Source organism: uncultured Campylobacter sp. (genome assembly GCF_938017615.1).
In the GTDB taxonomy this organism is placed as follows: domain Bacteria; phylum Campylobacterota; class Campylobacteria; order Campylobacterales; family Campylobacteraceae; genus Campylobacter_B.
Genome location: NZ_CALIJA010000181.1, coordinates 1 through 7278 on the forward strand (window position 1 = coordinate 1; position 7278 = coordinate 7278).

General features: G+C 48.3%; 6 protein-coding genes and 1 pseudogene. 6 read left to right on the plus strand and 1 reads right to left on the minus strand.

Annotation, left to right across the window (positions count from 1 at the left end; translation table 11 throughout):
* Nucleotides 1-58: 58 nt before the first annotated feature.
* From Q0620_RS09360 to Q0620_RS09385, 6 genes are all read left to right on the plus strand, one after another.
* The gene (locus Q0620_RS09360; protein ID WP_298784731.1) at nucleotides 59-1291 is read left to right on the plus strand and encodes an MFS transporter; all 1233 of its coding nucleotides are present in this window, start codon (nucleotides 59-61) and stop codon (nucleotides 1289-1291) included.
* A gap of 85 nt (nucleotides 1292-1376) precedes the next feature.
* On the plus strand, nucleotides 1377-3641 hold the full coding sequence (gene phsA, locus Q0620_RS09365) for a thiosulfate reductase PhsA (RefSeq protein ID WP_298784733.1): 2265 nt from the start codon (nucleotides 1377-1379) through the stop codon (nucleotides 3639-3641).
* A gap of 11 nt (nucleotides 3642-3652) precedes the next feature.
* Nucleotides 3653-4219, plus strand: coding sequence for a 4Fe-4S dicluster domain-containing protein (locus tag Q0620_RS09370; protein ID WP_298784734.1), 567 nt, complete (start codon nucleotides 3653-3655; stop codon nucleotides 4217-4219).
* The gene (nrfD, locus tag Q0620_RS09375; protein ID WP_298784736.1) at nucleotides 4212-5183 is read left to right on the plus strand and encodes an NrfD/PsrC family molybdoenzyme membrane anchor subunit; all 972 of its coding nucleotides are present in this window, start codon (nucleotides 4212-4214) and stop codon (nucleotides 5181-5183) included. Before Q0620_RS09370 ends, nrfD begins: the two co-directional genes overlap by 8 nt.
* A gap of 26 nt (nucleotides 5184-5209) precedes the next feature.
* Nucleotides 5210-5863, plus strand: a complete 654-nt coding sequence (locus Q0620_RS09380) for a response regulator transcription factor (protein ID WP_298784737.1) — start codon at nucleotides 5210-5212, stop codon at nucleotides 5861-5863.
* A complete protein-coding gene (locus tag Q0620_RS09385; protein ID WP_298784738.1) occupies nucleotides 5856-6974 on the plus strand; it encodes an ATP-binding protein in 1119 nt (372 codons plus the stop codon). The genes Q0620_RS09380 and Q0620_RS09385 overlap by 8 nt, the downstream gene beginning before the upstream one ends.
* Nucleotides 6975-7065: 91 nt before the next feature.
* On the opposite strand, the pseudogene Q0620_RS09390 reads toward Q0620_RS09385, so the two are convergent.
* Nucleotides 7066-7278: pseudogene (locus Q0620_RS09390) on the minus strand (hypothetical protein); the annotation flags it as partial.

Consider the following 7278-nt stretch of genomic DNA (forward strand, 5'->3'; position numbering starts at 1 on the left):
AAGTGAATTTTTAAAATTTAATGTATAATCTCAAATCAAAATTTCAAAAGGCGGCGCGTTGAAAAATCCCTTCCTATCGCTTAAATACTCAAATTTTAGAATTTATTGGATCGGGATGAACCTCTCGCTGATCGGTTCTTGGATGCAAAGCGTCGCGCTGCCGTGGCTAGTGCTAAGCATCACCGCAGACGCTTTTAAGGTCAGCCTCGTAGCCGCGGCGAGGTTCTTGCCCGCGCTACTTTTCACGCCGTTTTCCGGTGTACTGCTCGATAAGTTTAATCGCAAAAAGATCCTTTTGCTCGCTCAAATAGGCATGGCGGTGACTGCCTCAATTTTCGCGGTTATGAGCTTTTGCGAGCTATATTCTTTCGGCAAAATTTTATTTTGCGCTTTTGCAAGTGGCATCTTTACCAGCATGGACGCCCCGAGCCGTCAGTCGATGGTAAAAGACCTCATCGACTCGCCCCGCGATCTAGCCAACGCCATAGCGTTAAATTCTATGTCCTTCAACGTCGCTCGTATTGCAGGACCCGCACTTGCGGGGATCGTGATGGCGCTGTGGGGCGTGGGTTTTTGCTTTTTATTCAATGCACTTAGCTTTTTAGGCATCATCGTTTCGCTGTTTTTCATAAAAATTCCGCCATCCGCTACTACGTTATCTAGCAGAAGCGGAGGCGTTTTTGCCTCGATCGGTGCTGGAATTTCGTATGTATCGCACAAAAAAACTCTAAGCGAGCTAATGATAATAGTGCTTATCGTAGCGACGCTGGTGCCAAATTACAACGTAACGATCTCGGCGCTTGTTAAGCTTAGCCTCGGCGCGGATGAGCGAAGCTTTGGATATTTGATGTCGGCTCTGGGCGTGGGAGCCTTTTGCGGCGCGCTTTTCGTAGCAGTCTTTGATAAACTTGGCATCCGCAAAATCAGATCGTGCGCGATCGCTATGGGGGTAAGCTTAGCTCTTACTGGGGCTGCAAATTCCTTCGCATGGGCTGCGGCAGGGCTTGCCGTAACTGGATTTCTTTTCGTAATCACAAACTCAAGCATTAACTCCACCGTGCAAATGCACGTAAGCAACGAATTCCGCGGACGCGTGCTTAGCTTATACGCGCTCTTTTTAATAGGTAGTACGCCATTTGGAGCGCTCATATCGGGCTTTTTTACCGAGCTACTGGGCGCTCGCGTAGCCCTTGCGATCTGCGGCGCAATTAGCATTTTGCTACTGCTGGCGCTATTTTACGGCTTTAAAATACGGCGCAGGACGCATTTTATCTTTCGAGATAAAGCCTAAGCCAAAAGCTGCATTATCAAAATTAACCTTATTTTTACGATGAAGCCTTAGAATTCCTACCAAAATTTAAAGGTAAGGAGTTTTTATGAATAGACGAAATTTCTTAAAAAGCACCGCCGCAATCGGCACGCTAGCGACGCTAAATCTAAATTTAAACGCTAGCGCGGTTACAGGCGGGACAGAAAAGAAAGTTGCCAGCGTCTGCGAGATGTGCTCCTCGCGCTGTCCTATCGAGGTGACCGTCAAAGACGGTCGCGGCGCTTTAATCGAGGGCAACCACAGGTTTGCAAACAAAACCTCCGTCTGCGCTCGCGGAGGCGCGGGCATCAATCAGCTCTACGACGATCAAAGGCTCATTAAGCCGCTCATTCGCGTGGGCGAGCGCGGCGAGGGCAAATTTAAAGAGGCGAGCTGGGACGAGGCGCTTAAAATTTGCGCGCAGAAGCTAAGCGAGATTTCGCAAAAATACGGCCCGCAAAGCGTAGTTTTCACCTCTAAAACGGGCGAGCACCACACACAGATGATGAATTTCGCCTGTGCCTACGGCAGCCCGAACATCTACTCGCACTGGTCCTGTTGTCCGATCACCTACAATATCGCCGTACCGCACACCTTCGGCACCAACATGCAAAGAGACTACGGCGACGCAAAATATATCGTAAATTTCGGCCACAATCTCTTTGAGGGTATCGATATCTCAAAAACCAAAAAGCTCGCAAAAGCCGCAAGCAGAGAGGACGTAAAGCTTTTGGTTCTCGATCCGCGCTTTAGCGTCGTAGCTTCCAAAGCTGACGAGTGGCTGCCGATAAAACCGGGAACCGACGCGGCGTTTTTGATGGCGCTAATCCACGTCTGGTTGCGCGATAACAAATACGACAAAAAATTTATCGAACAATACGCCGTGGGGCTAGAGGAGCTAAAGCAGTCCGTTAAGGATACGACGCCGCTTTGGCAAGAGGGCATTACGGGGATCAAAGCGGACAAGATCGAGCGCATCGCAAATGAAATTTACGCTGCGGCTCCCGCAGTTGTAATCGATTGGGGTCATAAAACCACGACCGCCAAAGCCGAATATATCCGCACGCGCGCCATCGCGATCGCAAACGCGCTGATGGGAAACGTCGAGAAAAAGGGCGGAATTTACTTTTCTAAAGACTCTAAAACCTTCAACACGCTTTGCAAAGAGGATCTATTCCCTACCATCTCAAACCCGGATAAAAATTTTAAAATTCCAAAGACCGCGCGTATCGACGGCTGCGGCGAAGAAGGTAGCGAAAATTTCTTCGTGCCGCGCAAACACGGTGTTTTGATGCAGATCGCGCCTACGATTTTAAGCGAAAAACCGTATCCTGTAAAAGGCTGGGTCAGCACGCGCTTTAACCACCTCATCAACGTTGCGGGCGTGGATAAGAGCGTAGAGGCGATCAAAAAGCTAGACTTCGTGCTCGCAATCGACGTGTATATGAGCGACTTCGCGTGCCTAGCCGACGTGATCTTGCCCGAATCCACATATTTGGAGCGCGACGAGTCGATTCAAAACAAAGGCGGCACCGCGCCGGGATTTGTGATGCGAAACAAAGCCGTCGAGCCGGTGGGCGATACGAAGTGCGGCTATGAAATTTTTAGAGAGCTTGCGAGGGTGATGAAGATCGATAAGGACTACACCTGGAATAACATCGATGAATACCGCATGCAGCAAGCCAAAGGCAACGCCGAGCTAATCGCAAATTTAATCAAAAACGGCTACGTAAGCTACAAGGTGCCGAAGCTATACTACCGAGAGCCGAAGCTCGTGGCTAAATTTATCGATAAATATCCTGCCGCGGCGGAGTTCGTGGACGAAAACGGCGAGATGAGCTCTCAGATGAAATTTAAAACTCCGAGCGGCAAGATCGAGCTTTTCGCGCCGAAAGTGGAGGAGCTTTTCGTGGGATACGGCTGCTTAAACACCGAGGGTATGGACGTATTCGGCGGACACAAATACTGCCTCATGACCGGCAAGACCGCGCTTCACACCAACGGACACACTCAAAATGTCAAAATTTTAAACGATATGATGAGCGAATCGCCGGTTTGGATCAGCCCAGCTTCTGCAAAAGCGGAGGGGCTAAAGACGGGCGATGTCGTGAAGCTCAAAAATAAATTCGGCGAGCAAAAGGCTAAAATTTTCGTCACGCAAGGCATCAGGGACGATTGCCTATTTTTATACCACGGCTTTGGGCACGTAAGCCCGGGGCTAAAGCGCACGAACGGCATAGGCACGAACCAAAGCGTCCTTCTCGATCCCGCAAAAGGTCCCGTGGTAAGCACGATGGTAACCAACGTCGGCGTCGATATAGTTAAAATTTGAAAGGGGCGGTTATGAAAAAACTCATAATGATTCACGACGAAAATTTATGTATAGGTTGCCAAGCCTGTTCGGTCGCGTGCAGGAACGAAAACGGCGTGCCGAGCGGCGTTTATAGGCTGCAAGTGCACGGCAAAACAAGCGGCGTTTTTCCAAGCTTAAAACTTGATTATTCGCGCGCTAGCTGCGTTATGTGCGAGGATAGCCCCTGCGTGGACGTCTGCCCTACGGGAGCGAGCTTTAAAACCAAAGACGGCGTAACTCTCATAGACGAGAGACTTTGCGTCAGCTGCAAATACTGCATCCTGGCCTGTCCTTACGACGCGAGGTTTGTAGATCCTATCACGCACGCTATCGGTAAATGCACCTTTTGCTACACTAACCGCACTAGCAAAGGCTTACAGCCTGCCTGCGTAAGCGTGTGCCCAACGGATGCTTTAACTTTCGGCGACGTAAATGACGTAAATTCCGAGGTAAGCAAGCTGTTAGCCAAAACAAGCGTAGAATATCCTAAAGCGTATCTAAACACCAAACCGCGCCTAGCGAATATCAAAAACAAAAAAGGAGGACGCTATGAATAATATGTGGGGCGATATGAGCCAATACTCTGAAATTTACTGGCCTTGGCCGATTGCGATTTATCTATTTTTGGCGGGTCTTAGCGCGGGGGCGACGATGGTGGCGCTTTTGGTCAAATGGAATCGCCACGAAAGCGAGCAAAATTCCATCTGGGATGCGATGATTAGAGCAGGTGCGATCACGGCGCCGCTTACGATCTGCGCGGGGCTTTTGCTCTTGATCTTCGATCTGGGCAAGCCGCTTAGCTTTTATCTTTTGCTGATCAAATTTAACTTCGGCTCCGTAATGAGCATAGGCGTGGCGGCGCTTTTAATCTACGTGCCGCTTAGCTTTGTATTTGCGCTGTGCGTGTTCGGCGAAGAAATTTGTAAATTTAAACTATTTGCATTCCTGCGCCCTATCGTAAATTTGTTAGGCTCATTCGCCAAGGCTTCCAAAATTTTTGAGCGAGTTTTATTCGTGCTTGCTCTTTGCGTAGGCGCATATACGGGCTTTTTACTAAGTGCGGTGATGAAAATTCCGCTTTGGAATACTCCGGTGCTACCGATTTTATTTTTACTATCGGGCTTTTCCAGCGGCATTGCGGCGAGTATTTTAGTGGGACTTCTATTTTTTAAAGGCTCGTTAAACAAAGATAGCATAAAATACCTTTTGGTGCTTGATCTGCGCGCGATACTTTTTGAGATCCCGCTTTTGTTCATTCTGTTTGTCGGGATGTATTTCGAGGGCGGCACGAGCGCGCTTGCGGCAGAGCAGGCTTTGACGCACGAGATATACGGCAAAATTTTCTGGATCGGCGTTTTGGGCACGGGCCTCATCGCTCCGATCATCATCGCCTTTACGGCGCTGAAAAATCACGCCTACAAACCGGCGTTTATAGTTTTAAATTCCTTCGTCGTGCTTTGCGGCGTGGTCCTGCTTCGCTACTACATCGTATATGCGGGGCAAATTTGCACGGGAGCGTAGTCTCGCTCCCGATTTAGGGAACGGGTTTGAAAATTTTACTTTTAGAAGACGACTTTGAATACAGAAGCAGCGTGAGCGAGTATCTGCAGGAGCTCGGCTACGAGGTGGACGAATGCGAAAGCGGCGACGCAGCCTGCGATAAGATCGCCACGAATGCATACCACTTGCTGATTTTAGACATCAAAGTGCCGGAGGTTTCGGGCGAAGAGGTGCTTAGATACGCGCGAAACCTCGGACTTAGCACTCCCGTGATGATGATGACCTCGCTCGGCGACATCGACGATTTAAGCCAATGCTACGAGCTTGGTTGCAACGAATATCTAAAAAAGCCCTTCCACCTAGCCGAGCTTAAATTTAGAGTAAGCGAGCTGATGCGAAAGTATTTCGGCGACGAAAAGGGCGCCGTCAAGATCGCGGATAAATTTCACTACTTCGCAAATTTAAAAATTTTAAAACGCGCGGACGAAGAGATATCGCTAAGCACCAAAGAGATCAAGATTATAGAATTTCTGCTCGCCAATATCAAAAGGTTCGTAAGCGTCGATGAACTCATCGCCGACGTGTGGGACGGCGAGGCGGGCAGCGTCGATGTGCGCGTGCATATCAGCAACCTCCGCTCCAAAACGAGCAACGACTTCATCCTCTCCAGCCGCGGACTCGGATATAAGATCAATGCTTAAAGGGTTTAAATTTACGCTTTTTAGCGCGATTTTCATCATCGGCGCCTTTATAAGCGAGAGTCTTTATATCATCTATTTAAATTCCAAAATCGAGGAGAGCGCCGACGTCGCCGAGCTGATACAAAAAAGCGGCGAAGCCCTAGCCGGTGCGGATCTGAATCTAAAAGACGAGCTAATCTACGACTACGCGATCCTAAATGCAAACGGCGAAATTTTAAGATCAAACCTAAGCGTCCAGCCGCCCGATTTTGCGTTTATCACGCTGAAATTCGGCGGGCGGGTGTTTTTTAAGCGCCACTTTCTGCATGAGGGCAAGCTGCATTTCTTCGTCATCTCAAAAAAGATAAGCTACGCCAAGATAGAATTTATCGCGATCTCTACGATCTTTATCACGATCTTCGTAGCGCTCATCATCGCGCTATTTAACTACAAAATCATAAAAAATTTCTACGCGCAGCAAAGCAACCTCATCAAGGCATTTTTCAACGACGCGATGCACGAGCTAAAGACCCCTCTGGGCGTCGCGCTCATCAACACCGAGATGCTTGGGCTGCGCGACAAACACACGGCGCGAATAAAATCCGCGCTTAAGCAGATGGTAATTACTTACGAGGACGTGGAGTACTTCATCAAAAGCGGCAAGATGAGCTTCAAAAGCCGCCGCATCGATATGAGCGAGTTTTTGGGCGCTAGGATAAATTTCATCTATCTGGTCGCAAAAAGCAAAAACATAAGCCTGCAATCGCGAATAGCGCCAGATGTGAGCGTTTTTATGGACGAAACCTCGCTAATGCGCCTCATCGACAACACCCTAAGCAACGCCATAAAATACTCGCGCCCCGGCGGCAAGATCATCATCGGGCTAGAAAAAGGGGTGAGCATAGCGGTCTTTAGCGTGCAGGACTTCGGCATCGGCATAAAGGATACGAGCGCGATCTGGGAGAGATACTCGCGCGAAAACGCGGCTCTTGGCGGATTCGGCCTCGGGCTAAACATAATCGATAAAATTTGCAAGCGCTACGGAATCGCAAAAAGCGTCAGCTCGAAGCTTGGCGAGGGCAGCACCTTTTGCTACAAAATCCCGCTGTTTAAGCAGAAGCTTTTGGATTAAAACGGCGCGTAATTTTAGGCGCAAATTTTAAAATTTAGAAATAAAATTTACGCGACTGGGGCTTTTTAAAATTTTGTTTTAGCTTGGATTTTCAGCCGCCTTTTGCCTCTCTGCTACCTAAATAATATTCTTCCAGTGGATAATTTAGATTTCCGCAGTTGTCTAGCTCAAAACCCTGTTTTATATCAAACGGCGCCTTGTTTCTCTCCTGGTAATATTCTTTGATCTTTTCAGAAAAATTCATTCTATCAAATAAGTATTCGGAATGATTTCGTTGTATATAATTTTTATAAATTAAAACAAA